Genomic DNA, 24651 nt, shown 5'->3' on the forward strand with positions numbered 1-24651 from the left:
ACGCTATCGCCGCTCGTCGCCGTGGGTGACCGGGGCCGGTGCCTCGCGGCCGATCCGGCTCTGCAGGTGACGCAGGGTCTCGAGGGCGTCCCGGTCCCGCTCCGTCTGCTGCCGCAGGCGGCGTGCCACCAGGGCCTGCCCGCGCTCCTCGGCGTTGCCCAGCATCCGCGTCAGGAGCCGCAGCCGCTCCTCGATCCGCAGGATCGCCACCCAGAAGGCCCGCTCGACAGCCTCCGACTGCCCGTCGACCATGCTCTCCATCGACCAGGCGTGACCCACCATGCACTGGTAGTGCCCGTTGGGGGGCGATGCCACCTCGTACAGCGGTCCGTTGCAGTCGGGGCAGCTCAGGGCGCTGAACCGGCCGGGGGGCGGGCCGGGCACACCTGCCGAGAAGAACGCGTCCAACTCGTGCCGGAGCTTACGATCGACCTCGGTCTCCCGTGGAGGAGACGCGGTTCCTTCGCATTCCCGCGCGATCCACTGCGCGATCTCCCGTACGGAGGACACCATCGGCCGCCTCGTCGCGGCGACGGCCGCGCGCGGCATGCCGTCGAAAGGGGCCTCCTCGGGGTCCTGCACGGCCACCAGCCCGCCGCGGCGCTCCACCTCCGCGCATCCCCGTGCCCCGTCGTCGAGGGTCCCGCTCAGGACGACGGCGAGGGTCCGCGACCCCGCGAAGGCCGCCGCGCTCATGAACAGCGGATCGGCGGCCGGGCGGTGCCCGTTGTGCCGGGGGCCCCGGGACAGCCGGACGTTCTCTCCGTCCAGCAGCAGATGGAGATCGGGAGGGGCCACGTAGACGCGCCCGTGCAGCAGCGGCTCGCCGTCCTGCGCCGCCGCCGACTTCAGCGGCCCCGCGCGGTCGAGGATGCCCGGCAGGGCGCTGCCCGCCCGCGGCGAGATGTGGAGGACGACGAGCACGGAGGCCCGCAGGCCGGCCGGGAGGTTGCCGAGCAGCGTCCGCAGGGCCTCGATGCCTCCCGCGGAGGCGGCGACGACCACGACATCCCGCTGCATGAGCACACCCACAAACGCCCCATATCCTTGAAGTGCGGGAGTCATGCGGAGCGCTCGGAAAAGAAATTCGATCGCCCGCCGCCCGTCTCCCCGTCTCAGGCGGGGTAAGGAGGTCACCCATGGAACTGTGGGTGAGAGTGACACAGCGTGAATCGGACTCCGCCGTGGTGAGCGTCAGCGGAGAGATGGACATTTTCAGTTGCGTGCAGCTCGAAGGGACCGTCGCGCCGCTGCTCGCGGACGGCCGCGTGCACCTGGTGCTCGACGCGGTCCGCCTGAAGTTCTGCGACCTCGCCGGGGTGCGCGCGCTCGAGCGCGTGCACACCGCCGCCGCCTCGGCCTCGGGAGGTCTCATCGTCTGGGCGAGCCGGCCCCTGGGCCGCCTGCTCGCGCTTCTGTGGCCGGAGGGACGGCCGGGACGCCCGACCGTCGTACGCGCCGCGCCCGTGGCGCCCCTGGAACGGCGCCTCGTGCTCCTGCCCGGCCGGCGTGAAGAGCCGGGCCGGCGCCCGGTGGGGTCGGTACGCTCCGGCGATACGGCACGCCGCATGTCGGACCCGGGCGGCCGGGAGGCGCTGCTGGAGCACTCGCGGCTGCTGCGCGAGCAGGCCCGTACGCACGTGGCGACCATGCGCGAGAGGGCGCAGTCGCTGTGCACGGGCCTGGCGGACGCCCAGGAGCGCCTCGCGGTCCTTCACAACGCGCTCGCGGAGCGGCCGTGTCCCGGCCTGTCCTGCGACGGTGACTCCCACCGGGTCAGGGCGGACGGCTTCCGCCGCCAGGCCGAGACGTTCGCCGCCCGCTGAGCCGTGTACGGGAAAGCGCGCACCTGAAAGCGTGCCGCTGAGCAGTGCCGCTCAACCCTCTGCCGCTCAACCCTCTGCCGCTCAACCCTCTGCCGCTCAACCCTCTGCCGCTCAACCCTCTGCCGCTCAACCTCGTGCGGCGCGGCGCCGTCAGAGCGCCAGCGCGCGCTTCCGGGGCGCGGCCCGGTGTGCCGTGCGGCGCCGCATCTCCGCGAGCACCTCCAGGGGACTGGCCAGGAGCCTGGAGAAGGCCAGCTCCGCGGCACCGACCAGCGTGACGTCGTCGCCGAGCGCCGACACCCGCAGCCGCACCTGCTCCCGGGAGATGACCATGGCGTTCGCCTCCACCCTGTGGCCGACCTGCGCCGCCGAGCCCGGGTACACGTCCCGCAGCATCCCTCCGAAGATCACCATGCCGGGGTTGAAGAGGTTGATCAGGTTCGCCACCCCGATGCCCAGCCAGTCGCCGATCCGGTGCAGCGCCTCCTCGGCCGCCGCGTCCCCGCGTCCGGCGGCCTCCACCACCGCGCGTACGCCCTCGCGGCCGCTCAGCTCGCCCGAGCGGCCCGCGGCGTCGATCAGGGCGTGCTCGCCGACCTCGGCCTCCAGACAGCCGCGCGAGCCGCACATGCAGGGCCGCCCGTCGTACGGGTTCACCATCATGTGCCCCAGCTCGCACCCGTAGCCGCCGTCACCGCCGAGCAGCTTGCCGCCGACGATGATCCCGCCGCCCACACCGACGTCGCCGTGCAGGTAGATCAGGTTGTCGAAGCCGCGGCCCACGCCGCGGTCGCGCTCGGCCAGCGCGCCCAGGTGGGCCTCGTTGCCCACGAGCACCGGCAGCCCCAGGCGGGAGCCGAGCTCGACGCCGAACGCCTGGTCCACCCACCCGACATAGGGCCCGTACCGCACCGTGCCGTCGTCGGGCCGGATCATGCCGCAGTAGGCCGCGCCGACTCCGACGCACACCGAGCCCGGCCGGGCGCCGCGCCGCAGCTCGCGGCCGAAGCCCGCGAGCACGCCGACGACGTCCTCCAGGTCCGCGCCCGCGCGGGACCTGACCGCCTCCCGGCGGTCGAGGATCTCACCGCCCAGTCCCACCCGGGCCGCGACCAGGCGGTCGACGCGGACGTCGAAGGCCAGCACGTGCGCACGGTCGCGCTCGGGGCGGACCACCAGCGACGGCCGGCCCGCCCTGCCGGTGTCTCCGGGCAACTCCTCGCTGACCAGGCCCGCCGCGGACAGCTCGGCGGTCAGCGCCATGATGGTGCTCCGGTTCAGGCCCATCCGGTCGGCCAGCTCGGAACGGGAGAGCGCGCCGGCCAGGTGCACGTGCCGCAGCAGATCGCCGAGGTTGCGCCGGCGCATCTCCTCTTGGGACCGACCGGCTTTCGACATGATGCGCAAATCCTGACGACTCGGAGGAGTTCCTCGTTGGCGGGCCGTGGACAGGAGGGCAGGGCCGCCGCCCCTTCCTCACCTTGAGATTACCAACGGAGGCGTACGCGGCGGAGCCCCGCGTTCACCGGCGCGCCCGCTCGCCTTGATCCCCCGATAGCGCGCGCCCGAGGATCCGTGCCGCCTGAAGGCCGGTCCCCCGCCGGCCCGCGGAGACCGCCGCATGCCGGGCCGCCGCCCCCGCACGGGGTGCCGCTCCCGCACGGGGTGCCGCTCCCGCACGACTCACCGCTCCCGCACGGGTCCCCATCCCTCCACGACTCACCGCTCCCGCACCGGTCGCCGCTCTCGCTCGGGTGGCCGCTCTCGCTTTGGGTGATGCCTGCGGAGCCGGGGCCGGGACGGGCGAGGCGCCCGCGTAGGGCGTGCCGAGCGCCTGTGCGATGTCGCACGCCCGGTTACCCCTGCACATCGCGTTCTGGATGCCGGTCCCGCCGTTCGCGACGTTGATGGTGATCTGCTGCGTACCGCGGTTGGTCGTGGGACTCGTGGCGGTGAGCCCGGGCTGGGCGGCGTCCCTCTCGGGCCGCGCGGGCCGGAGCCCGGACTCCTGGTGGCGTGGTGTCTCCCGCCCATGGGTGCGCGTGGCCCCGGCGGCGGGGCCCGCGGCGGCCAGCGCCGCCACGACCGACGCGCAGGCGAGCAGACCGAGACCGATCTTCCTCACGGCCGTCCCGCCGTACCGCTGACACTTCATCGCGCGCTCCCGCCAGTCGCCGCCGCAATGCTCCGGACGGCACCTTTTCGCCCGGGCCTTTTCAGGCTAGTGACCCGCCGGTTTCCCGCGCCCGGCGCGCGCGGCGTCTTACGGCATCATTGCCATATCAGTCAGCGCGGTCCGCATTCGCGGAATCCACGGCCCGTACGTATTCGAACGCGATCACCAGCCGCCGGCGTTGATGGGCATGTTCTGCCAGATCTTGCACTTCCTCGGGCCGGGACCGCAGAAGGCGCCCTGCGTGCTGATGCGCCCGCCGTTCGTGATGCCGGTCTGCTGCTGGCCGATCATGAAGGTCGGGGCGAACACGCCGTTGAGATTCTGGTTGAACTTGCCGTTGCCCGACTTGAGCTGCCGGGCCGTGGCCGTCCCACCCGCCGCCACCTGGCCCCCGCCTCCGCCGTGGCCGGTGACCCTCATGGGAGCACGACCGAGGGACTGCGCGCCGGCACTCGCCTCCTGGGCCGCGGCGCTCCACGCGATCGCGGCCACGAGAGTGGCCAGCGTCAGGCGACGGGCCGTCAGAGCCCGAAACGGTCGGGAGCGGGACGTACAGCGGCGAGACATCGTGAAACGCACCTACCTACCAAGGCCATGCGGCAATGGGCTTTCGTCGCGGACATAAGCAACGATGGCCTCATACCCCGCACCATGGCCTCAGCCCCGCGCATGCCAAGCGCGGCATGGATGATGACGCATTTTTTGTCGCTATGCCTTCTGAACGGACATCACACGTTCATGCCCTCAAATGCCACTATCGGCATAAATCCGGAATGACAAACATATGTGCCGAGTCCGGGTCTCGGTCCGGTCGTCGCGGGGCTCATTCGCCGACGGCGTCGAGGTAGACCCAGGCGCCTTCGTGGCGGACGAAGCGGCTCTGCTCACGCATCTCGCCGGGCTGTCCCCGATAGTCGTAGCGGGCACGGAAGGTAACGGTGCCGTCGGCGTGGATCGGGCTCCCGCCGGTGGCCGCCTCGATCTCCAGCCCGGTCCACCGCATGCCCCGGTCGAAATCGACCCGCGCCGGACGGGTGGAGGGATGCCAGGTCCGCAGCAGGTACGCCTCGTCCTCGGCCGCGAACGCGGAGAAGCGCGAGCGCATCAGCGCCTCCGCCGTGGGCGCGGACTGCCCCGCGTGGAACCGGCCGCAGCAGTCGCCGTAGGCGGCCGGCAGGCCACAGGGACAGGGCTCGCCGGCGCGCGGCGCACGGCGGGAACGAGAGGTACGGCTCACCCCGCGAGGCTATCGCCCCCGCCCGAGCGCACGCTCCGCGACCGCGGCGACCGGCACCGCGGTGGGGCTGCCCGCGCGGAACTCTGTCGTTCGACCTGAACGGCAAGGGCGACATGCGCGCCTACGTGCTGGACCTGCCCGGCAACCCGGTCCCGGGCACGATCGGGGCCGACGGGCCGTACCTCAGGTAGGCAGTCCTCGGAAGCGCCGGGGCGGGAACGCCGAAGCTCTCCGCCCCGGCGCGCATGACGATCCGCGAACCGGCGGGGCCCGGCTCAGCGGCTCACAGGTGACGCAGGAAGTCCGAACTCCGCCGCCAGGTGAGCTCGGCCGCTTCCGCGTCGTGATCACGCAGACTCGCGTCCGTGTAGAAGTGCCCGACACCCGGATAGGTGAAGACCCGCACGGCAGCGCCCGCCCAGGACGAACCCATCGTCGATCGTCGTGGCGACCTCACCCGCGTACAGGTCGGGCGTGACGACCTCATGCCCGCCGGCACGGAAGAGGTCGGCGGCAGCACGTTCGACAGCGCGCAGCCCGTATTGGTCACCGCACCGGCGGAGCACTTGCGGCTGAGACCGGCGGAAGCTCGCGGCCTGCCGCGTCGCCGAACGGCGACGAGGTCTCCGGCATCGGCGGTCCTTCGTGAACCGCCTGCCGGAGACCTCGCCGTTCAACCGTCCCCGCCGTCGCGGGCGCGGGCCTCAGCCCGCCTCACCTGGCCCCGGGTCGTCCCCCAGGTCAGCGCGTGCCGCGCCGAGGCGGCTCAGTTGTAGGGGTTGTCGTAGGTGCCGGTGCTCTTGGTGCGCGTCTGGTACTGGCCGTTGCTGCCGAACCAGCCTCCGGTCACGTCGAAGCGGACGTTGCTGACGGTGCTGCCGAAGTTCACTTCGCCGCTGTACAGGAACGCCTGCTGGCACCCGGCATAGGACGTGGTGCCGGTCTGGGTCGGCCAGGACGAGCTCGTGCCGTTGACGTTGATCAGGAAGTAGGGCGCGGGGTAGGCGTGCTGCCAGCACAGCCGCAGCGAGTAGCGGTACTTCGTGTTGCCGTCGTCGAACGCCACCGTGCCGTCCAGGAGGGCCAGCTGCGTCGCGTTGCCGTCGTTGCTCACCAGCTGGAGGTAAACCGGCTGGTCCGCGCCGTACGCCGCGTGCGCGGGGCTGAGCGGCAGGAGCGCGACGGCCATCGCCGCGATGGCCATGGCGATCGACGTCGTCAGGCGACGTCCTCGCGTGCGTGCGGTCAATTCACACCTCATCCGTTGCAGGAAGTGCCGAGTGCCCGGAGGGTATTGCGACATTCACGGACCGATCCAGGGCGGCGATCGCGGGGCTGGATCCGGTCAGGCGTTAAACGACGCACCCCAGGGGACCTTGGGAACGCCGTTCCGCCACAACCAGGACAGAGAGGGCGGCGAACCCGGTCGAAATCCCGCTGTGGCCGCTGAATGTTTCACGCCGCACCGGAGAGGACGAACCGGCCCCCGGCGGTACTCCGCCGGGGGCCGGTCACCGGTCCGGCCGCGTCAGCAGATCTTGTAGTCCTGCCTCGAGGAGTTGTACGCGCAGGAGCCGACCAGCGCGCCGGAGACGTTCCGCAGGCACGCCTTGTCCTTGGCCTGGTTCCAGATGTAGGCGAGCGTTCCCCCGCTCCTGCCCTCGCCGTTCAGGCTGCTGTTCGCGCCGAAGTCCGGCGAGCCGGGCGAGTCGGAGCGTCCCGCGACGCAGATCAGCGGGTCAGCGGAAGATGCCCGTGTGACCGAGGGAGTAGCGGCCCGGCTGCGGATACACGCACAGCCCGTGCGGCCCGGCGCCGACGGGGATGGTGCGCACGACCCTGCCGTCCCGGGTGTCGAAGACGTAGACGACGCCGTGGTAGCGGCCACTGAGCCACAGCTTCGTGCCGTCGGCCGACACGCCGCCCATGTCGGGCGAGCCGCCGCCGGGGATCCGCCAGACGTCCACCACCTTCCGCTTCCGGAACGACACGACCGACACCGATCCCTCGCCCCGGTTGGACACGTACAGATGGCGCGAGTCGCGACTCACGTAAAGGCCGTGCGCGCCCCGGCCGGTCGGCAGGAACCGCATGACCTTGTACGTCGCCGCGTCCACCAGCCACACCCCGTGCCGTTCCATGTCGGCGACGTAGAAGACGGTGCCGTCGGGCGACAGCTTCACGTCCTGGGGCATGCTCATGTGGCCCAGGTGGATGTGCCGGATCACGCTCGGCGTACGCCAGTCGAGCACGACCAGGTCCCCGCTGAACTCGCAGCTCGCGAGGAACACCGAGCCGTCGGCGGTGAAGTCGCCGTGGTTGATGCCCCGGCAGGGCAGCGACAGCGAGCGCAGCAGCTTCATGCTGTGCGGGTCGCGCAGGTCGAGCTGGTTGTTGCGCTCCGCCATGACCAGCGCGTACTTGCCGTCCGGCGAGAAGTACAGGTTGTAGGGATCCTCCACGGGCACCGGGCGGCCGGGCCTGCCCGTGCGGGGGTCGATGGGGGTCAGGGAGTTGCCCCGGTTGTTGTTCACCCACAGCGTCTTGAGGTCCCAGGACGGCACCACGTGCTGCGGCAGCGCCCCGACCGTGAAGTGCCGCACGATCCGGTAGGTCTCCGGGTCGATGACGTCGACCGTGCCGCTCTCGCTGTTGGGCACGTACACGAGGGAGCGGAAGCCCTTGACGACGGGGCTGAGCATCCCCGGCCGGTCGGCCGCGTAGACGTCGACCTGAGCCCGGCTCCGCGCCTCGAGCGACGCGGCAGCGTCCGGCGACGGCGAAGCGGACGCCGGCGGGGTGCTCGCGCCCCGCGACGGCACGGCCCCCGACGGCTCGGCACGCGGTGCGGGCGGCCGCGCCCCACAACCGGCCAGGGCGAACCCTCCGAGCATCATCAGCACCACGGTCACGGCACCGGTTCCACGCGCTCGTCCCACGCCTGCCCCCTCGTCGCGGCGGGCTGCGCCCGGCCGGCCCCCGTACGGTCACGACCGGCCGCGGACGCACGCGGGAGCGGCGCGACGGGTCGGCGAGACGCTAACGCCCGCCGGGTGCGGTCCGAGGGCGGCTTTGCCTGCTCTTGCACGCGGGCTTTGCGCGCTCTTGCACGACTGCTTCTGCGCGCTCCACGCACGGCCGGGATAGACCATCACGAGGATGTGCTGAGGTGGCCAGGCTTCGAGGTCGGGCCTGCGGTAGTGCACCCGGATCCGACAGCGGACGCCTGCCGCCGCCGGCTCTCGAGACCGGGGCGCCTCAGCGGGCGGCTCCCTCAGCCACGGCGTCGAGCAGTTCGTCCACCGCCTTGCGGTCGGGCAGCGAGGGGCTGGCGCCGGGCAGGGTGGTCGCCAGGGCTCCGGCGGCCATCCCCCGGCGGATGGCCGTGGCGGTGTCGAGGCCGGCCGCGAGGGCCGCGCCCAGGGAGCCGGTGAAGGCGTCGCCCGCGGCGGTGGTGTCCACGGGGGTGACGGGGTAGGCCGGGAAGTGCCGGGTGCGCTCGGGGGTGACCGACAGGGCGCCCGCCGATCCGAGCGTGATGAGCGCGTGCCGCACGCCGCGATCGAGGAACCAGGCCGCGGCCCGCTCGGCGGACGCGACGTCGACGACCTCCACCCCGGTCAGCGCGGCGGCCTCGCTCTCGTTGGGGGTGACGACGGCGACGTGCGGCCAGACCCGGTCGGACAGCGGCTGCGCGGGCGCGGGGTCGAGCACCACGGTCAGCCCGGCCCGCGCACCCGCCTCCGCCGCGTGACAGGCGACCTCCGCGGGGATCTCGAGCTGGAGGAGCAGCACGCTCGCCTTGCCGCGCACGGCCCTGATGCTCTCGTCCACCATCTCGGCGCTGAGGTCCGCGTTGGCGAGAGGAGTCATCACGATGTCGTTCTCGCCCGACGCGTCCACCCTGATGTGCGCGACGCCCGTGCGGTCGCCGACGGATCGGACCTCCGTCAGCGCCACGCCGTGGGAGCGCAGCGCCGACGAGACGATCTCGCCGAACGGATCGGTGCCGATGCACCCGACCAGCCAGGTGGGCGCTCCCGCACGGGCGGCGGCGACCGCCTGGTTCGCACCCTTCCCGCCGAGGACCAAGGTGACGTCGTCGCCGAGAACGGTCTCTCCCCGGCGCGGGAGGCGGCGGGTGAAGGCGGTGACATCCGCGGAGATGCTCCCGACGACGACGACACCTTTCGGTTCCATGGCGTTCCTCCTGTTTCAGGCTGTCAGTGCTACGGCGATGCTCAGGAGGCCCGGCCGAGCGTCTCGATCGCGCCGATCATCAGATCCCAGAACCGGTCGCGGTCCAGTCCGATCCCGACGTTCGCGTTGGGCTCCCAGTCCGTGCGGCGGTGGAGGTCGGCCACGGTCGCTCCCCTGGTGTGCCGGCCGTCCAGCTCGACGCGCAGGCCCACCCGCTCGTAGGTCAGGACCGTGGGATCGATGAGGTACGCCACCGTGATCGGGTCGTGCAGCGGCGGAGCGGGGAACCCCCAGGTCTCGTGATAGGTCGAACCGAAGAACGTGAGCAGTTCCACGCAGACGCGGGCGAGCGGGGTGCCGAGCGCCTCGATCCTGGCGAGCACGTCGGCGGTCACCAGCGCCTGGTGACTGACGTTGAGCCCGACCCACGTCGTCGGCACGCCGCTGCCCAGCACCTCCGCCGCCGCCTCCGGATCGGCGTACACGTTGAACTCCGCGTACGGCGTGTGGTTGCCGCGATCGGTGGAGCCGCCCATGATCACGACTTCTCTGATCCGCTCGCGGTCCTCCGGATGACGGCGGAGCAGCGTGGCGATGTTCGTCAGCGGGCCGATGGCCACCACGGTCACCGGCTCGGCTGCGGCCGCCAGCGTGTCGTGGATGAGGTCCACGCCGTGGCGGGGGTCGAGCGGGACGCTCGGCTCCCCGAACGCCGGGCCGTCCAGGCCGCTCTCCCCGTGCACGTAGTCGCCGATCTCCAGCGGCGCCGCGAGCGGGCGGTCGCAGCCGGCGGCGACCGGCACGCCGGTGACGCCGGCCAGGCTCAGCATCCGTCGCGCGTTGAGCGCGGTCTTCTCCACCGTCTGGTTCCCCGCGACCGTCGCGACCGCGCGCAGGTCGATCGCCGGGTGGGCCACCGCGAGCAGGATGGCCATGGCGTCGTCGTGCCCGGGGTCGCAGTCGAGGATCACCGGGATCGCCATGTCAGAGCTCCTTCGCGAGCCAGCGGACCGCCCGGGTGAACAGGGTGCGGTAGCCGTCCCAGGAGACGAACTCGTCCGGGCACCAGTGCGGCGCGATGTCGGAGGCCCAGGCGAGCGTGCGTCCGGCCCCGGCCTGCCGTACGGCGAGCAGGGGGTCGCCGGCGACGGTCGCGAGCAGCGTGGCGTCCTCGGGCAGCGCGAACCGGTTGTAGCCGAGCAGGTCGGGCCACTGGGCGGGAAGTCCGGCCACGATGGGGTGCGCGTCGTCGGCGAGCAGGCCGGGCACGCCCTGCGGGGTCTCGACGCGGTCGTCGTAGCGGGAGATCCGGGCGGGGAGCACCCGCTCCACCGCCGTGCCGGCGAAGGCGGCCTTCGCCTCGAAGCCCTGGAAGCTCAGGTAGCCGCCGGCCATGGCGAGGCCGCCGCCCTGCTCCACCCAGTCGGCCAGCAGGTCGATCCGGTTGACGGTCTTCTCGCTGGCCAGCCAGGTGGCCGGGTGCAGCAGGATGCTGTTGGCCCCGATGTCGGAGAGCACGATCACGTCGTAGGCCGCCAGCGCCTCGGGCGTGCCGGGGAACAACGCGGGCACGTCGTGCGCGGGCAGGTGGTCGACCTCGATGCCGTCGGCGACCAGGACGTCCCGCAGCGGATCGATTCCGGTGTGGTAAGTGGTCGTGGTGAACGAGTCGAAGCCCTTGAAGTGGGTCGACTGGCTCACCCACGATTCGCCGGCGACCAGCACGCGGGTCATGGAAATCGTCTCCTTCTGTTCGTGTGTGTGATCAGCGGCCGCGCGCGGCGGCGAGGAAGAGCTCGCGCGGGTTGTCCGCGAGCAGCCGGGTGGTGTCGTCGGCGGTCAGCCCGTGCCGGTGCAGGCGCGGGACGAAGTGCGTGAGGATGTGGGCGTAGCCGGTGCCGCCGTAGCGGACGAGCATCGTCTTCAGGAACACGTCCTGGGAGAGCAGGACATGGTCCCCGAGCCCGGCGCGGACCAGCCAGGCCACCGCGGCGGCGTTCTCCTCGTCGCACGGGGACTGGCCCTCACCCGGATAGAGGTAGTCCATGCCGCACATGTCGTAGCCGAGGTAGGCGCCGCGCAGGGCGAGGGACACCTGGTAGTCGCGGTCCGCCCCGCTGGGGTTCAGGTGCGAGAGCACGGTGCCGGCGAGCAGAGCGCCCTCCTCGGCGACGACGTCGAGCACGCGGTGGCCGTGCCGCACCCAGCCGGGGAGATGGACCGAGAGCGGCACGCCGGTGCGGGCCTGCGCCCGGGCCGCGCCGCGCAGCACCTTCTCCTCCTCGGCGGTGAAGTCCGGCGAGACGCCGATCTCGCCGATCACTCCGGAGCGGACGCCGCCCACGCCCCCGTCGACGCCTTCGGTCAGGTCGCGCTCGATCTCGTCGGCGACGTCCGCCGCGGTCATCGAGCGGACCCTGGCGGGGTGGGTCTTCTGCAGGTAGAAACCGCAGCCCATGACGATGTTGAGCCCGGTGGCGCGGGCGATCGCGACCAGCTCGGCGGGCGCCCGCCCGATCCCCTCGGGGGTCACTTCGAGCAGCGTGCGCCCGCCGCGCTCGGCGAACCTGCGCACCTCCTCGATGGCGGTCCCCGTGTCGTCCAGTGACACGTTGTCGCGGGAGAGGTAGGGGTCGTTGCGGAGCCTGCCGAGGAACTCCATCCGCACGGGGTCGCGGGCGATCAGCTCGCCCTCGGCGTCGCCCTCGGGCGCGGGGTGCCAGGCGCGGGCGCCGTCGTTGCGCAGGTGCTCGTGACAGAGCGTGATCCCGAGGTCGTCGGCGGACACCGGGCCGAGCACGGTCGTCACGTCCGGAGGCCGGGCTGCGGACGTCATTTCCTTATCGCTCCGAACCTCGCCCACACCTTGCTGTTGGCGAAGATGGCCAGCAGCAGGATGCCGCCCTGGACGATCTGCACGTAGAACGGCGAGACGTGCAGCAGCACCAGGCCGTTGGCGATCACGCCGAGCGTGAGCGCGCCGAGGATCGTGCCGAGCATGCTCGCCCGGCCGCCGAAGAGGCTGGTGCCGCCGAGCACGACGGCCGTGATGACCTCCAGCTCGAAGCCGGTGCCGGCGTTGGACGAGCCGGAGCTGAGGCGGGTGGCGATCAGCACGCCCGCGATCGCGGCCGCCAGGCCGGTGAGCACGTAGACGGTCAGCCCGACCTTCCGCGTGTTCACACCGGTGCGGCGCAGCGACTCGCCGTTGGAGCCGAGGCCGATGACGTAGCGGCCGAACGGCGTCCGGGTGAGGACGAGCCATCCGACGAGCGCGATGATCACGGCGAGGATGGCCGGGACGGGCACCCCGGCGATGCGGCCCTGGCCGATCTGGACGATCCAGAGGTCTCCGTCGATGGGGGTCGAGTAGCCCTCGGTGGCGCGCAGCGCCGTACCCCGCATGATCGACAACATCGCGAGCGTGACGATGAACGGCGGGATGTTCTGGTAGGAGGAGAACCACCCGTTCACGAACCCGATCAGCGCGCCGAGCGCGAGGATCGCGACCAGGGCGAGGGTGGGGTTCCACCCGTGCTGCAGCACGATCGCGAGCAGCGACCCGGACAGCGCGACCGTCGAGCCGACCGACAGGTCGATGCCGGAGGTGCTGATCACGAAGGTCATCGCGGTCGCGACGACCAGTGTGGGGGCGATCTGCCGCAACAGGTTGAGCAGGTTGCCCGTCGTGGCGAACCGGTCGGCGGAGAACGCGAAGAAGATCAGTAGGACCACCAGCACGACCGCGATCGCGATCGTCTGCGCGTGCCGGCCGATGTGGGCGTTGGCCCGGGCCGACCTGGTGGTGACGACCCGCTGGCTGGTCCCGGTCCTGGTGGCGGTCACCGTCGCCTCCCCTCCTTCTCTCCCTCGTCGTGGGCGACGATCTCGGACACGAGCCGTTCGAGGCTCGTGTTCTGGGCGTCCAGGTCGGCCCTGAGCGTGCCCTCGTACATGACGCACAGCCGGTCGCAGACCCGGAAAAGGTCCTGCAGGCGGTGCGTGATGAGGATCACCGAGACGTCCTGCGCCGAGACCGTCTTGATCAGTTCGAGGACGGTCTCGACCTCGGCGACGGCGAGCGCCGCCGTCGGCTCGTCGAGGATGAGCAGCTTGGGCCCGAAGGTGACCGCCCGGGCGATGGCGACCGCCTGCCGCTGGCCGCCGGACAGCCCTCCGACGGGGATGTCCGTCAGCGGGATCCGGATGTTCAGCGCGTCGAGGTGGCGACGGGCGTCCGCGTGCATCTTGCGCACGTCGAGCATCATCCCGCCGGCCTTGCGCGGCTCCCTGCCGAGGAACAGATTCCCGGCGACGTCGATGTCGTCGCAGAGCGCGAGGTCCTGGTAGACCATCTCGATGCCCAGCTCGCGGGCGTCCTTGGGGCTGGCGAAGGAGACCGGCCGGCCGTCGAAGACGATCTCGCCGGAGTCCGGCACGACGGCGCCGGCCAGCACCTTCATGAGGGTGGACTTGCCGGCCGCGTTGTCGCCGACGAGCCCCACCACCTCTCCCGGGCCGACGCGCAGCGTCACGCCGCGCAGCGCGTCGACCATTCCGTAGCGCTTGCGGATGTCGCGCATGACCACTCGATCAACGCGACCCGCCTCCTGGTCCGTCATGCGAGTCCCTTCGCCGCTCACTTGAACGTGGCGCGGTACGGGTCGACGTTGTCCTTGGTCACGATCGTCACGGGCACGTCGATCTTCTTCTTCGCCTGGGCGCCGCCGATCAGGGCCTTGGCCTCCTTGACGGCCTCGTAGCCCTCGGTCTTCGGGTCCTGCTGGACCACTCCGGCGACGAACCCCTCGTCGATGCCGCTGATGGCCTCCTTGGTCAGGTCCCAGCCGAAGACCTTGACCCGGTCGCCCGCGTTCTGCGACTTCACCGCGGCGACCGTGCCGAGCAGGGCCGGCTCGCCGGTGGCGTACACGATGTTCATGTCGGACCGGGAGGTGAGCAGGTTCTCCGCGGCCGTCATCGCGGCCTCCTGCTTGTTCTGCCCGTCGACCGTCTGCACGATCTTCGCGCCGGCGCCCTCGACGGTCTTGTTGAAGTCGTCCTTGCGGATGTTCTGGATGAAGGAGTTCAGCGCGCCCACCACGCCGATCTTCGGCGCGCTCAGGCCCTGCGCCTGGGCCCACTTGTTGACGAAGTCGCCCGCCTGCTGGGCCGCCGCCGCGTTGTCCACGCCCACCTGGGTGTCCACGGCGGGCGAGTCGACGATGGCGTCCACGGCGACGACCTTCAGCCCGGCGTCCTTGGCGATCTTCACGGCGGGCTTGATGCCCTCGACGTCGATGGCGACCACGATGACCGCGTCGAACTGCTGCTGGACGAAGTTGTCGATGGCCTCGTTCTGCTTGGCCGGGTCGTCGTTGGCGTTGAAGATCGTGAGGTCGACGTTCGCCTCCTTCGCCGCCTGCTGGGCGCCGGCGTTCATCTCGTTGAAGAAGATCGCCTGCTGGTTGATCTGAACGATTCCGACCCGCGGCCGGTCTCCGCCGGAGCCTCCGGAGGCGCCGGAGTCGTCCGAGCCGCCACAGGCCGCCGCCAGCAGGCCGGTGGCCAGGATCGTCGTCGCCGCTGTCAGGCGGATGAGTCTCGTGGATCGAGCCATGAGATGAGCCTTTCGGGGGGCCGGGAGGGATGAGATCGGTTGGGTAATCGATTACCCGAGTTTCGGGCATGCTAGTGGGACCGAAAAAGCACCGTCAAGGTGCGGTTTCCTCACAGAACCTCTATCGTTCCTTGTGATCCTGGCATCACAACGGTCGTCAAGGTCGATCGTTGGCAAAGATCAAGGGAAATCGATTACACAATGGGCGTGACGATTCACGACGTGGCACGAGCGGCCGGCGTCTCCGTGGCCTCGGCCTCCCGTGCCCTCTCTGGGCGGCGCAAGGTCACGCCCGAGATCGCCGAGCGGGTGGCGCGCGCCGCCGCCGAGCTCGGTTACCAGCCGAACGCGGTCGCCAAGGCGCTGCGCGACCAGACCACCGGCACCATCGGCATGGTCGTCCCGGGCATCGGCAACCCGTTCTTCACCACGATCGTCGAGGCCGTGGAGCGCGAGCTGCAGAACTCCGGCACCGACCTGCTGCTGTGCGCGTCCCAGTACAGTCCGCAGGTCGAGGCGCGCAGGCTGGGGACCCTGCTGGCCCGGCGCGTGGACGGGCTGATCATCAGCCCGTGCGACATCGAGGCCAGCGTCCCGGCGGTGCTCGACGCGGCCCGCCGGGTGCCGCTGGTGCAACTCGACCGCTACATCGAGGGCGGCGGGGCCGACTGGGTGGGCGTGGACGACGAGGCCGGGCTGGCCCTGGCGGTCGATCACGTGATCGCGGGCGGGGCCCGCTCGGTCGTCTTCGCGGGCAGCCGGCTGGTGAGCTCCTCCGCCCGGTTGCGGCTCAGCGGGTTCGAACGCACCGCGGCGCGGGCGGGCGTGGAGGTCCTGCCGCCGCTGCTGGGCGAGTTCACCCTCGAATGGGGCGTCGAGGCCGGGCGCAGGCTGCTCGACGCCGGCCGGCTGCCGGACGCTGTCGTCTGCGCGAACGACGAGATCGCCGTGGGCCTGGTGCGGTCGCTGCGGTTCGGCGGAGTGCGCGTCCCCGAGGACGTGGCGGTGGTCGGGTTCGACGACGTGGGACACGCGACGATGTGCGACCCGCCGCTCAGCACCGTGCGCCAGCCGGTGGAGGAGATGGCGGCGGAGGCCGTGCGCCTGCTCGGCCAGGTCAAGGCCGGCGACCCCCGGCCCGCGCAGCGCATCGCCATCGCTCCCAGGCTCGTCGTACGGCAGACCAGCCGGCCGGTGGCGGCCGGCGTCGCAGAGTAAGTGAGGGAAGGAGGCCGCGTGAACGAGGCGGTCGAGCTGGCACGCGAGCTGATCAGGATCGACTCCGTGGGCGGGGGCGAGGCCGCGGTGGCCGAACCCCTCGCGAGACGGCTGTCGGACGCCGGTTTCGCCGTGCGCACGCACGAGCACGCCCCCGGCCGCACCGGGCTGGTCGCCCGCTGGGGAACGGGCGAACCGGTGACGCTGACCGGGCACCTCGACACGGTGCCGCTGGGCGGGCAGGCGTGGCGGCACGCGCCGCACGGCGCGGAGATCGACGGCGACCGCCTGTACGGGCGCGGTTCGAGCGACATGAAGGCCGGCGTCGCCGCGCTGGTGGTCGCCGCCGAGCGGCACGTGCGCGGCACCGGGCCGAAGGCCGCCCTGGAGATGGTCTTCACCGTGGGCGAGGAGACCGGCTGCGAGGGCGCGGCCGGCATGGTGGCCGCGGGCCTGGTGGGCAGGTCGCGCGCCCTGCTGGTGGCCGAGCCGACCGCCAACCGGGTGCTGCTCGGTCACAAGGGCGCGCTCTGGCTGGAGGCCACGACGCGAGGCACGACCGCCCACGGCTCGATGCCGCATCTGGGCGACAACGCGATCTACAAGCTCGCCCGCGTGATCGGCGCCGTCGAGACGTTCGATCCGGGGGTGCCGGACCACCCCTGGCTCGGCCCGTCCACCGTGAACGTGGGAACGGTACGCGGCGGGATCAACGTGAACTCCGTGCCCGACCTGGCCGTCGCGACCGTCGACCTGCGCACCGTCGCCGGCCAGGACCACGGGCGGCTCCGCGAGCGGTTGCAGACCGCGCTCGGCGACGAGGCGACCCTCGGCGTGCTCGTGGACCTGCCCGCGATCTGGACGGAGCCGGACGACCCCTTCGTCCGGGCCCTGGTCGAGGCGGGGGCGGGCGCGCCGGGCGACCACCCGGCGGCCAGCTACTTCACCGACGCCTCGGTCCTCGCCGCCGCCTGTGGCGGGGCGCCCACGGTCGTCTGCGGACCGGGCGAGCCCGAGCAGGCGCACGTCACCGACGAGTACTGCCTGGTCCACCGGATCGAGGAGGCCGTCGAGATCTACACCGCCGCCCTTGGCCGGTTCGCCTGATCACGTGACCGGCCCGGCGACGTGGCCGCCACAGTCGTGTCACGATTGTCCACGGCGGACACCGGACGGTTATGGTCGGACTGTGGCAAGTCGATCATCACACTGCCGGTGACCCGAGGAGGTCGCGTGCGCGACATGTCCCCGCCCCTGCACATGCGACGGGACGGATTCCATCCCGTCCCGGAGCTCTCCGCGTTGCGGGACGACGAGGGGGTAGCCCGGATCCGCACCATGTTCGGCACCGACGCCTGGCTGGTGACCAGATTCGAGGATGTCCGTACGGTGCTGAGCCATCCCGAGCTGTTCAGCAACGCGCTCGTGCCTCCGCTCCGGCCACCCGGCGCACCGCCGCCCAGTGCGGAGGAGGCCGCCGCGATGCGCGCCGGCAACCTGCTCGGCTCCGACCCTCCCGAGCACACGCGGCTGCGCCGGATGCTCACGGCCGAGTTCACCGTCCGCCGTATGCGCCGGCTGGAGCCCAGAGTCCAGCAGATCGTCGACGACCATTTGGATGCCATGGAGCGCGGCGGACCACCCGCCGATCTGGTGACGGACTTCGCCCTCCCCGTTCCCTCCCTGGTGATCTGCGAACTGCTGGGCGTGCCGTACGCCGACCGGGCCGGCTTCCAGGGAACGTCCAAGCGGATCCTGGACGTGTCCCTGCCTCCGGACGAACGCGCGGCCGCGGCGGCGGAGGCTCGGGCGTACATCGCAGGCCTGATCAAGACCATTCGGCACGATCCCGGTGAGGACCTGCTCGGGATGCTCGTACGCGAGCACGGCGACGAGTTGAGCGACGCCGAACTCACCGGCATCGGCACCCTGCTGCTGCTCGCCGGACACGAGACCACGGCCAACATGCTGTCTTTGGGCACACTCGCCCTGCTGCGGCACCCCGGCCAGCTCACGCTGCTGCGCGACGAGCCGGACCGCGTGGACGCCGCCGTCGAGGAACTGCTGCGGTGGTTGAGCATCGTGCATTCCGGAACCGTCAAGATCACCACGACCGAGGTCCGGCTGGGCGATCAAACCCTCGGCCCCGGCGAGACCGTCATCTGCTCCCTTCCCGCCGCCAACCGCGACCCGGGGCTCGTCCCGAACCCGGACGACCTGGACATCCGCCGGGATGTCATCGGCCACGTCGCGTTCGGACACGGCGTCCATCATTGTCTCGGCGCCCCCCTGGCCCGCATGGAGATGCGCATCGCGTTCCCCGCCCTGCTGCGCAGGTTCCCCGGCCTGCGGCTGGCGGGCGAGCCCCTGTTCCGCTCCTTCACCGTCGTACACGGCCTGACCACGATGCCGATCGCCTGGTAGGCGTCTCGCTCACCGCCAGGCACCCGGCCCTCCGGCGCGCGATGTGCGCGCCCAGGCGACGGAACGCTGACCGGTGATCATCGCTGGTGTGTCGTGGGCGCGGGCCGGTCATGGCATCACGACGAGTCGCCTGCCTTTGAGGTCGGTTCGCTGCCAGGCGGTCTCGATGTCGCTCAGCGGGACCTTCTCCACGTCGAAGGTGAGCTCGCCGGACCGCGTCCACGTCACGATCTGCTGGTACGCCTCGTTCATGGTCTGCGGGTCGAGTCCCTTGGCCGCGCCGTAGATCTCCACGCCGGAGGTGCGCAGGCTCGACCCGGCGAGGGCGAGCTCAGTGCCGGCCGACTCGCCGATCTGGACCACCCGGGTCGGCTTGCCGAACGCGAACGACCGCGGCACCAGCGCCCGCAGCAGGATCTCGCTGGGCCTGCCCCACAGGTAGTCCACGACGACGTCGTAGCCGTCCCCCTTGGCGTCGAGGTACGCCTGCGCCAGCGCCTCGTCGGAGACCGCGGTGTTGATCACCGCGTCGGCCCCGATGGCCTGCACCTCTCGCAACCGGTTGTCGTCGCGGCCGGTGGCGACGATCCGGCCCGCGCCCAGCAGCCGGGCCACCTTGACCGCGAGCCGCCCGGCGACCCCGGTGGCGCCCTGCACCAGCACCGTCTCCCCGGGAACGAACCCCGCGGCCGCTTTCATCGACATCGCGGTGACGGCCGAGGCCATCACGGTCGCCACGGCCGGGTCGATGCCGTCGGGGATCGGCACGTAGGAGCCCTGGGGCACCACGGCCTTCTCGGCGAGCGCGCCGTAGGGCGGGCGGATGTCGCCGAACCCGACGAGCGTGCCGTCCGGGAGGGCGCCGATGCCGTCGAAGGCAGGGATCGCCGGAAACCGGCCGATGTACTTCTCGCTGGCGTAGTGCGTGCCGGCCGCGATCGCCTTGTCGACGTTCTCGACGGCGACCGCCTTGACGTCGATGATCACCTCGCCGTCGCCGGCCACCGGATCGGGGAAGTCCTCATAGCGCGGGATGCCGCCGGCCTCGTGGAGCACCGCTGCCTTCATCCCAGCTCCTGACCGAACAAGCGGGCGATCCGCGTCTGCCACGCCGCCAGGACGCGAGGCGGACGGGCCGGAGAGTGGTTGAACCCGTGGTGGTGCGAACGGTGGTGCGTGGGCGAGTGCCGCCACCCGTGGCCGTGGCGGCCCTGGCCCTGGTGCCCGGCCGGCCGCTCGGCATGCGCGGGAACCCCCGGAATGCGGTGGGTCGCCCAGTGCAGCAGGTCGCGGAGCGAGTGTCGGTGTCTCATCGGTGCCTCCTCTGACGGTGATTCTCTATCACCGATAGAGAACTCTATCACTGATAGGGTATGGAAGGGAGGTGCCGGAATTGGCTCTGGACAAGCAGCGGATCGTCACCGAGGCCGTCGCACTACTCGACGCCGAGGGTCTCGACGGCGTGACCACGCGCAAACTGGCCGCCCGGCTCGGCGTACAGTCGCCGACTCTTTACTGGCACATCCCGAACAAGGCGGCGCTGGTCACCGCGATCGCAGAGGCGATTCTTGAGCAGCAGTTCCCCGAGCCGGCGTCGCCCGCGCCGGAGGAGCGCTGGCAGGACTGGCTGATCGGCCTGGCCGAGCGGCTGCGGCGCGCGTTGCTGGCCCACCCGGACGGAGCCCGGATCATCTCGGCCTCCCAGCTGTCCCTCAAGATGGCCGCCATCTCCGAACTGGCGATGAGCACGCTGGTCGAGCGGGGCATTCCCTTGCGGCACGCTCGCCTGATCGTGCTGACGGTGTTGCGCTTCACCGTCGGCTACGTCCTGGAGGAACAGGCCGGCCCCCCCGACGCGGACGCCCTGGACGGCTTCGACATGGCCGCGTACGCCGCGGCGTACCCCACCGTGATGGCCGGCGTGACCGAGTACTTCCAGCCTGGCCGCACCGTCGACGATCTGTTCCGCGACTGCCTGGAACAGATCGTCCATGGTCCTGCGGCGCAGTCCGGCCCCACGTCCTGATCGGTCAGCCGCGCCGCAGGCGAGTGAGCGTACGACTGGACGCGACCGGCGTGTGCTGCTTCATCATGAACGCCGGCTCCGCGACGCAGATCACCGGGTTCGACACGTGGATGCCGCGCGACTGGTGGCGCCATCTCAAGACCCGATACCGCTACTGATGCCGTCCGTGCCGAGGGGCGGGAGCGGCGGACATGCCGCTCCCGCCCCGCGGCCCGGGGCCCGGTCAGGCCCGCGGAGCGGCGAGGAGCTCCCGGGCCAGCCGCACCGCGCCGTCCACCGGGTCGGCGTCGAGCAACGTGACGGGGAGGTCCGGGTGGCTCTTGCCCAGCGCGTCGGCCAGGGCGGTGAACAGCCGGGGTTGCGTCGTGAGCACCCCACCCGCCGCGACCACCGCCGTGGCCGAGGCCCCACGGGAGATCAGCGTCTCGACCAGCTTCGCCAGCGCCCGTCCCCCCTCCTCGATAACCTGCAGCGCGACGCCCGACCCCTGCTGCGCCGCCCGGAAGACGACGGGAGCGTGACGGCCCCACTCCTCCGCGCTGGGCGAGCGGGTCAGCGCGTGCGACAGCCCCGGCACCTCGTCCGCGTGGAAGGACGCGAGCAGGCCCAGCGCCAGCTCGTCGGGCGGGAGGCCGGCGTCGTGCCGCAGGCAGGTGGCGCGCACGGCCTCGCGTACGAGCCCGGCGGCCGATCCCTCGTCGCCGAGCGCCCATCCCCAGCCGCCGGCGAGGAGGGGCTCGCCGCCGGGACCCGTGCCCGCGGCGACCGACCCCGTGCCGGCGATCACGCCGATCGCCCCGGGGACGCCGGCCGCGTGCGGCAGGAGGTGGGCGTCGTTGACCACCCGCACCGGGACCGCGAGCCGCGCGCTCAGCAGGTCGCGCAACCTACGGCACAGGGACGCGCTGTCGCATCCGTGCGCGCCCACGCCCAGGGCGGCGTACGGCACCCCCCACTCGCGCAGGTCCGACACCAGCCATTCGGCCAGGTCGTCCATGTCCGAGCCCAGGTCGCTGGGCACGACGCGGTCCGCGACGTGGCCCTCCTCCCCGGCCGCACGCCAGTGGGTCTTCGTCCCGCCCACGTCGACGCCGACGGCCATGCGGCTCATGCGGTCCCCGCGGCGAGGGTGTCCACCTTCGTGTCGCTCACCGAGAACAGGAACTCGCCCACCGGAACGTTCCGCGCGGCGGCCACCTTGGCGACGAGCCGCTGGAGCACGCTGTTCTCGACGATCGCGCGGGCCACCGGGGTGAGTCGCGGGATCTCCACGTGCGGGACCGGCGCCGCGCAGGGGCCCACGTAGAGCACCCGGTGGCCGGCCTCGGCCAGTTGCGCGGCCAGCGCGGCCTCGCGCTCGTCCCCGATGACGATGTGCGCGGTGCGGCCGGCCGACTCCATCGGCCCGTGGAGATACTGCCGGGTCTCGTACGCCGTGGCGGGAAGCCGGCAGGCCTCCCGCAGCATCAGCGCGCCCTCCTCGGCGGCGCTCAGCGACGCCCCGGCGCCGACGACGTCGGCCGCGACGCTCTCCGCGACGTCCTCCAGGAGGCCGTCCACGGCGTCATCCGCCCGCTTTCCGGTCTCGTCCAGGTGGTCCGCCAGGGACTCCCAGGAGTCTGCCGGCGCGCCGAGCGCCCACGTGTCGGCCAGCATCCCGAGGGCGGCGAGCGTGACGGTGAAACCGGAGGTGGACACCTTGGAATCGGGCACTCCCCCACAGCTCAGCACCGTGCCCGCCAGTTCGGCCAGCGGCGATTCCGCGATGTTCACCACAGCCAGCCGCCGCTCCGCCTCCACCTCCCGCAGGGCGTCGATCGTCTCCGCGCTGCGTCCCGACTGGGACACCCCCGCCACCAGGTCGACGTCGGCGGCCGGGACGGACGCCGGGATCTCCCCGTATCCGGCCCTGCTCGCCCAGATGCCGTACGCGCGCAGTTGGTGCACGCAGGCCGCGAGCGCGGCGTGGCTGGCGCCCATGGCCACGAACAGCGGGCGGCGTGGCGCGGACCAGGAGCCCGTGAGCTGCTCGCGCAGGGTGCGCACCGCGGAGGCCAGCGCCTCGGGCTGCCGGTCGAGCGCGTCGGACATGGAGATGTCGTGGGACATCGAACCTTCTCTCACAACCGAGGGTTACTTGACAGCACCCGCGGCCAGCCCGCGGGTGATGTGCTTCTGGAAGATCAGCGCGATGAGCACCGGCGGCACGGCGGCGAGCAGGCCGCCCGCGGCCATCAGGCCGAAGTCGAGGCTGTAGCGGCCGGTGAACTCGGCCAGCGCCACGGGAACCGTCTTCGACGCCGGGGACGAGGTGAAGATGAGCGCGTAGAAGAACTCGTCCCACGCCATGAGGAACGCCAGGAGCCCCGCGGAGATGAGGCCCGGACGCGCCACCGGCAGCACCACCCGGATCAGCGCGCCGACCCGGCCGCACCCGTCGATGCGGGCGGCCTCCTCGAGTTCGGCCGGCAGGGCGCGGAAGTAGCCGGACAGCAGCCACAGGACGAAGGGCGTGGTGAAGGAGCAGTAGACCACGACGAGCGAGGTCCGCGTGTCGAGCAGGCCGAGCGCGGCGCCGGTCATGTACATGGGCACCACGAGGGCCAGCGGCGGCATCATGTACGTCAGCATGAAGACGAACAGCACCAGCCTGCGCCCGGGGAACCGCAGCCGCGCGAACGCGTAGGCGCCGAGCACGCCGGTCACCAGGCTCACCGCGACGCTGCACCCGGCGACGACCAGCGAGTTGACCAGGACCACGCGGAAGTCGCCCGCCACGCCGCCCGCCGCCTGCGTGAAGATCGCCGCGTAGCGGTCCAGCGTGGGCGAGTCCGGCCACAGGTCGGGCGGCTTGCCGAGCAGGCCGGCCTGCGGGGACACGCTGGCGAGCAGCAGCAGGGCGAACGGCCCGAGGACGACGGCGGCCAGCAGCGCCCCGCACAGGTACATCGAGGGGCGGTAGAAGCGAGAGGGTCTCACGCCGTTCCCCCCGAGTCGGTGCGGAGCATGCGCAGGTACACCAGCGAGAGCACGAAGATGAACAGCACGGTGAGGTAGGCGGCCGCGGAGCCGAGGCTGAACTCCTGGTTGGAGAAGGCCTTCAGGTAGGTGTAGAAGGCGATCGTGGTGGTCCCGGAGTCGGGGCCGCCCCTGGTCATGATGTAGATGATGTCGAAGACCTTGAACGCCTCGATGGTGCGCAGCACCAGGACGACCGCGATCGCCGGCTTGAGCATCGGGATCGTGATGGACAGGAACCGGCGCACCGCCCCCGCGCCGTCCATGGCCGCCGCCTCGTAGACGTCGTCACCGATGGTCTGCATCGAGGCGAGCAGCAGGATCGCCACGAGGGGCGTGGTCTTCCACGCGTCGACCAGCGCCACCACGAACAGCGCCTGCGTCGGGCCGCCGACCCAGTCCTTGTACGAGTCGAGCAGGCCCAGGTTCATCAGAAGGCCGTTGAGCGCGCCGTACTCGGGGTGGAGGATCCACCGCCACATGTTGGCGCTGACGATGGTGGGCAGCGCCCACGCCAGGACCACGAGACTGCGGAAGAACCACTGACCGCGGATGCGCTGGTTGAGGAACTGCGCGAGCAGCAGGCCGACCGCGAGTTCCACCGCCGTGGAGAAGACGGTGAACACGGCGGTGCGCCACACCGTGGCCCAGAACTCGGAGTCCGACAGCAGCGCCGTGTAGTTCGACAGCCCGGAGAACGAGAACGCGGTCTGCAGCGCCGAGGTGGCGTCGACGAGGCTGAGCACCAGCGTGCGGCCCATGGGATACAGGACGACGCCGAACACGACGATCATCGCCGGGGCCAGCAGCGCCAGGGCGAGCGGCCACTGACGTTCGACCTTCCCCCGTCTCGCCCCGGCCGCCGGCGGCGCCGTGCTCGCGGGGCGTCGCAGTGTCAGGGACACC

27 protein-coding genes are annotated in these 24651 nt (G+C 71.7%); 7 read left to right on the forward strand and 20 right to left on the reverse strand.

Annotated elements, in window-relative coordinates:
* Window positions 1-3: 3 nt before the first annotated feature.
* Window positions 4-1020, reverse strand: a complete 1017-nt coding sequence (locus FH610_RS15430) for a chemotaxis protein CheB (protein ID WP_161628009.1) — start codon at window positions 1018-1020, stop codon at window positions 4-6.
* Window positions 1021-1139: 119 nt separating this feature from the next.
* Here FH610_RS15430 and FH610_RS15435 point away from each other — a divergent pair, with 119 nt between their 5' ends.
* Entirely contained in the window at window positions 1140-1826 is a 687-nt protein-coding gene (locus FH610_RS15435) for an STAS domain-containing protein (RefSeq protein ID WP_338104550.1), read from the forward strand.
* Window positions 1827-1976: 150 nt separating this feature from the next.
* On the opposite strand, the gene FH610_RS15440 is transcribed toward FH610_RS15435, so the two are convergent.
* Complete coding sequence (locus tag FH610_RS15440) at window positions 1977-3224, reverse strand: ROK family transcriptional regulator (protein WP_205825795.1); 1248 nt, start codon at window positions 3222-3224, stop codon at window positions 1977-1979.
* Between the two features lie 443 nt (window positions 3225-3667).
* On the opposite strand from FH610_RS15440, the gene FH610_RS15445 reads away from it, so the two are divergent.
* The gene (locus tag FH610_RS15445; RefSeq protein WP_139575121.1) at window positions 3668-3973 is read left to right on the forward strand and encodes a hypothetical protein; all 306 of its coding nucleotides are present in this window, start codon (window positions 3668-3670) and stop codon (window positions 3971-3973) included.
* A gap of 191 nt (window positions 3974-4164) precedes the next feature.
* On the opposite strand, the gene FH610_RS15450 is transcribed toward FH610_RS15445, so the two are convergent.
* The 12 genes from FH610_RS15450 to FH610_RS15510 form a co-directional block, all read right to left on the reverse strand.
* Window positions 4165-4494, reverse strand: a complete 330-nt coding sequence (locus tag FH610_RS15450; RefSeq protein WP_139575122.1) for a hypothetical protein — start codon at window positions 4492-4494, stop codon at window positions 4165-4167.
* Window positions 4495-4825: 331 nt separating this feature from the next.
* Window positions 4826-5239, reverse strand: a complete 414-nt coding sequence (locus FH610_RS15455) for a YchJ family protein (RefSeq protein WP_139575123.1) — start codon at window positions 5237-5239, stop codon at window positions 4826-4828.
* A 283-nt stretch (window positions 5240-5522) separates the two neighbouring features.
* Entirely contained in the window at window positions 5523-5672 is a 150-nt protein-coding gene (locus FH610_RS44455) for a dienelactone hydrolase family protein (protein WP_240808985.1), read from the reverse strand.
* A 333-nt stretch (window positions 5673-6005) separates the two neighbouring features.
* The gene (locus FH610_RS15465; RefSeq protein ID WP_139575124.1) at window positions 6006-6488 is read right to left on the reverse strand and encodes a hypothetical protein; all 483 of its coding nucleotides are present in this window, start codon (window positions 6486-6488) and stop codon (window positions 6006-6008) included.
* 490 nt (window positions 6489-6978) lie between these two features.
* Window positions 6979-8151: a YVTN family beta-propeller repeat protein gene (locus tag FH610_RS15475; RefSeq protein ID WP_240808986.1), complete on the reverse strand. Its 1173-nt coding sequence runs from the start codon at window positions 8149-8151 to the stop codon at window positions 6979-6981.
* A gap of 346 nt (window positions 8152-8497) precedes the next feature.
* A complete protein-coding gene (locus FH610_RS15480) occupies window positions 8498-9439 on the reverse strand; it encodes a ribokinase (protein ID WP_139575125.1) in 942 nt (313 codons plus the stop codon).
* A 41-nt stretch (window positions 9440-9480) separates the two neighbouring features.
* The gene (locus tag FH610_RS15485; RefSeq protein ID WP_139575126.1) at window positions 9481-10422 is read right to left on the reverse strand and encodes a nucleoside hydrolase; all 942 of its coding nucleotides are present in this window, start codon (window positions 10420-10422) and stop codon (window positions 9481-9483) included.
* 1 nt (window position 10423) lies between these two features.
* A complete protein-coding gene (locus tag FH610_RS15490; RefSeq protein ID WP_139575127.1) occupies window positions 10424-11173 on the reverse strand; it encodes a glutamine amidotransferase in 750 nt (249 codons plus the stop codon).
* A gap of 31 nt (window positions 11174-11204) precedes the next feature.
* On the reverse strand, window positions 11205-12275 hold the full coding sequence (locus tag FH610_RS15495) for a phosphotriesterase family protein (protein WP_139575128.1): 1071 nt from the start codon (window positions 12273-12275) through the stop codon (window positions 11205-11207).
* The gene (locus FH610_RS15500) at window positions 12272-13285 is read right to left on the reverse strand and encodes an ABC transporter permease (RefSeq protein ID WP_139575129.1); all 1014 of its coding nucleotides are present in this window, start codon (window positions 13283-13285) and stop codon (window positions 12272-12274) included. The genes FH610_RS15495 and FH610_RS15500 overlap by 4 nt, the downstream gene beginning before the upstream one ends.
* On the reverse strand, window positions 13282-14061 hold the full coding sequence (locus FH610_RS15505; protein WP_139575130.1) for an ATP-binding cassette domain-containing protein: 780 nt from the start codon (window positions 14059-14061) through the stop codon (window positions 13282-13284). The genes FH610_RS15500 and FH610_RS15505 overlap by 4 nt, the downstream gene beginning before the upstream one ends.
* Before the next feature lie 17 nt (window positions 14062-14078).
* On the reverse strand, window positions 14079-15059 hold the full coding sequence (locus FH610_RS15510; protein ID WP_139575131.1) for a substrate-binding domain-containing protein: 981 nt from the start codon (window positions 15057-15059) through the stop codon (window positions 14079-14081).
* Window positions 15060-15260: 201 nt separating this feature from the next.
* On the opposite strand from FH610_RS15510, the gene FH610_RS15515 reads away from it, so the two are divergent.
* From FH610_RS15515 to FH610_RS15525, 3 genes are all read left to right on the forward strand, one after another.
* The gene (locus FH610_RS15515) at window positions 15261-16277 is read left to right on the forward strand and encodes a LacI family DNA-binding transcriptional regulator (protein ID WP_139575132.1); all 1017 of its coding nucleotides are present in this window, start codon (window positions 15261-15263) and stop codon (window positions 16275-16277) included.
* A gap of 18 nt (window positions 16278-16295) precedes the next feature.
* Window positions 16296-17384: a M20 family metallopeptidase gene (locus FH610_RS15520; protein WP_139575133.1), complete on the forward strand. Its 1089-nt coding sequence runs from the start codon at window positions 16296-16298 to the stop codon at window positions 17382-17384.
* A gap of 135 nt (window positions 17385-17519) precedes the next feature.
* Window positions 17520-18701 (forward strand): cytochrome P450, encoded by a 1182-nt coding sequence (locus tag FH610_RS15525; protein WP_139575338.1) that lies wholly within the window; start codon window positions 17520-17522, stop codon window positions 18699-18701.
* Window positions 18702-18809: 108 nt separating this feature from the next.
* Here FH610_RS15525 and FH610_RS15530 read toward each other — a convergent pair whose 3' ends face one another.
* Window positions 18810-19769 carry a quinone oxidoreductase family protein gene (locus FH610_RS15530; protein ID WP_139575134.1) on the reverse strand — a complete coding sequence of 320 codons (960 nt, stop codon included), beginning with the start codon at window positions 19767-19769 and terminating at the stop codon, window positions 18810-18812.
* Window positions 19766-20014, reverse strand: a complete 249-nt coding sequence (locus FH610_RS15535; protein WP_139575135.1) for a hypothetical protein — start codon at window positions 20012-20014, stop codon at window positions 19766-19768. Before FH610_RS15535 ends, FH610_RS15530 begins: the two co-directional genes overlap by 4 nt.
* Window positions 20015-20085: 71 nt before the next feature.
* Here FH610_RS15535 and FH610_RS15540 point away from each other — a divergent pair, with 71 nt between their 5' ends.
* Window positions 20086-20727 (forward strand): TetR/AcrR family transcriptional regulator C-terminal domain-containing protein, encoded by a 642-nt coding sequence (locus tag FH610_RS15540; protein ID WP_205825796.1) that lies wholly within the window; start codon window positions 20086-20088, stop codon window positions 20725-20727.
* Between the two features lie 23 nt (window positions 20728-20750).
* The gene (locus FH610_RS45200) at window positions 20751-20885 is read left to right on the forward strand and encodes a hypothetical protein (RefSeq protein WP_276607669.1); all 135 of its coding nucleotides are present in this window, start codon (window positions 20751-20753) and stop codon (window positions 20883-20885) included.
* Between the two features lie 65 nt (window positions 20886-20950).
* Here the strand turns inward: FH610_RS45200 and FH610_RS15545 are convergent, their stop codons facing one another.
* The 4 genes from FH610_RS15545 to FH610_RS15560 are packed head-to-tail and all read right to left on the reverse strand — an operon-like array spanning window position 20951 to window position 24650.
* Window positions 20951-21838, reverse strand: a complete 888-nt coding sequence (locus FH610_RS15545) for an N-acetylglucosamine kinase (RefSeq protein WP_139575136.1) — start codon at window positions 21836-21838, stop codon at window positions 20951-20953.
* Window positions 21835-22836, reverse strand: coding sequence for an SIS domain-containing protein (locus tag FH610_RS15550; protein WP_139575137.1), 1002 nt, complete (start codon window positions 22834-22836; stop codon window positions 21835-21837). The genes FH610_RS15545 and FH610_RS15550 overlap by 4 nt, the downstream gene beginning before the upstream one ends.
* A gap of 24 nt (window positions 22837-22860) precedes the next feature.
* Entirely contained in the window at window positions 22861-23706 is an 846-nt protein-coding gene (locus tag FH610_RS15555; RefSeq protein WP_205825797.1) for a carbohydrate ABC transporter permease, read from the reverse strand.
* Window positions 23703-24650 (reverse strand): carbohydrate ABC transporter permease, encoded by a 948-nt coding sequence (locus FH610_RS15560; RefSeq protein ID WP_205825798.1) that lies wholly within the window; start codon window positions 24648-24650, stop codon window positions 23703-23705. Before FH610_RS15560 ends, FH610_RS15555 begins: the two co-directional genes overlap by 4 nt.
* Between the last annotated feature and the right edge of the window lies 1 nt (window position 24651).

This window comes from Microbispora catharanthi (assembly GCF_006334915.2).
Taxonomy (GTDB): domain Bacteria; phylum Actinomycetota; class Actinomycetes; order Streptosporangiales; family Streptosporangiaceae; genus Microbispora; species Microbispora catharanthi.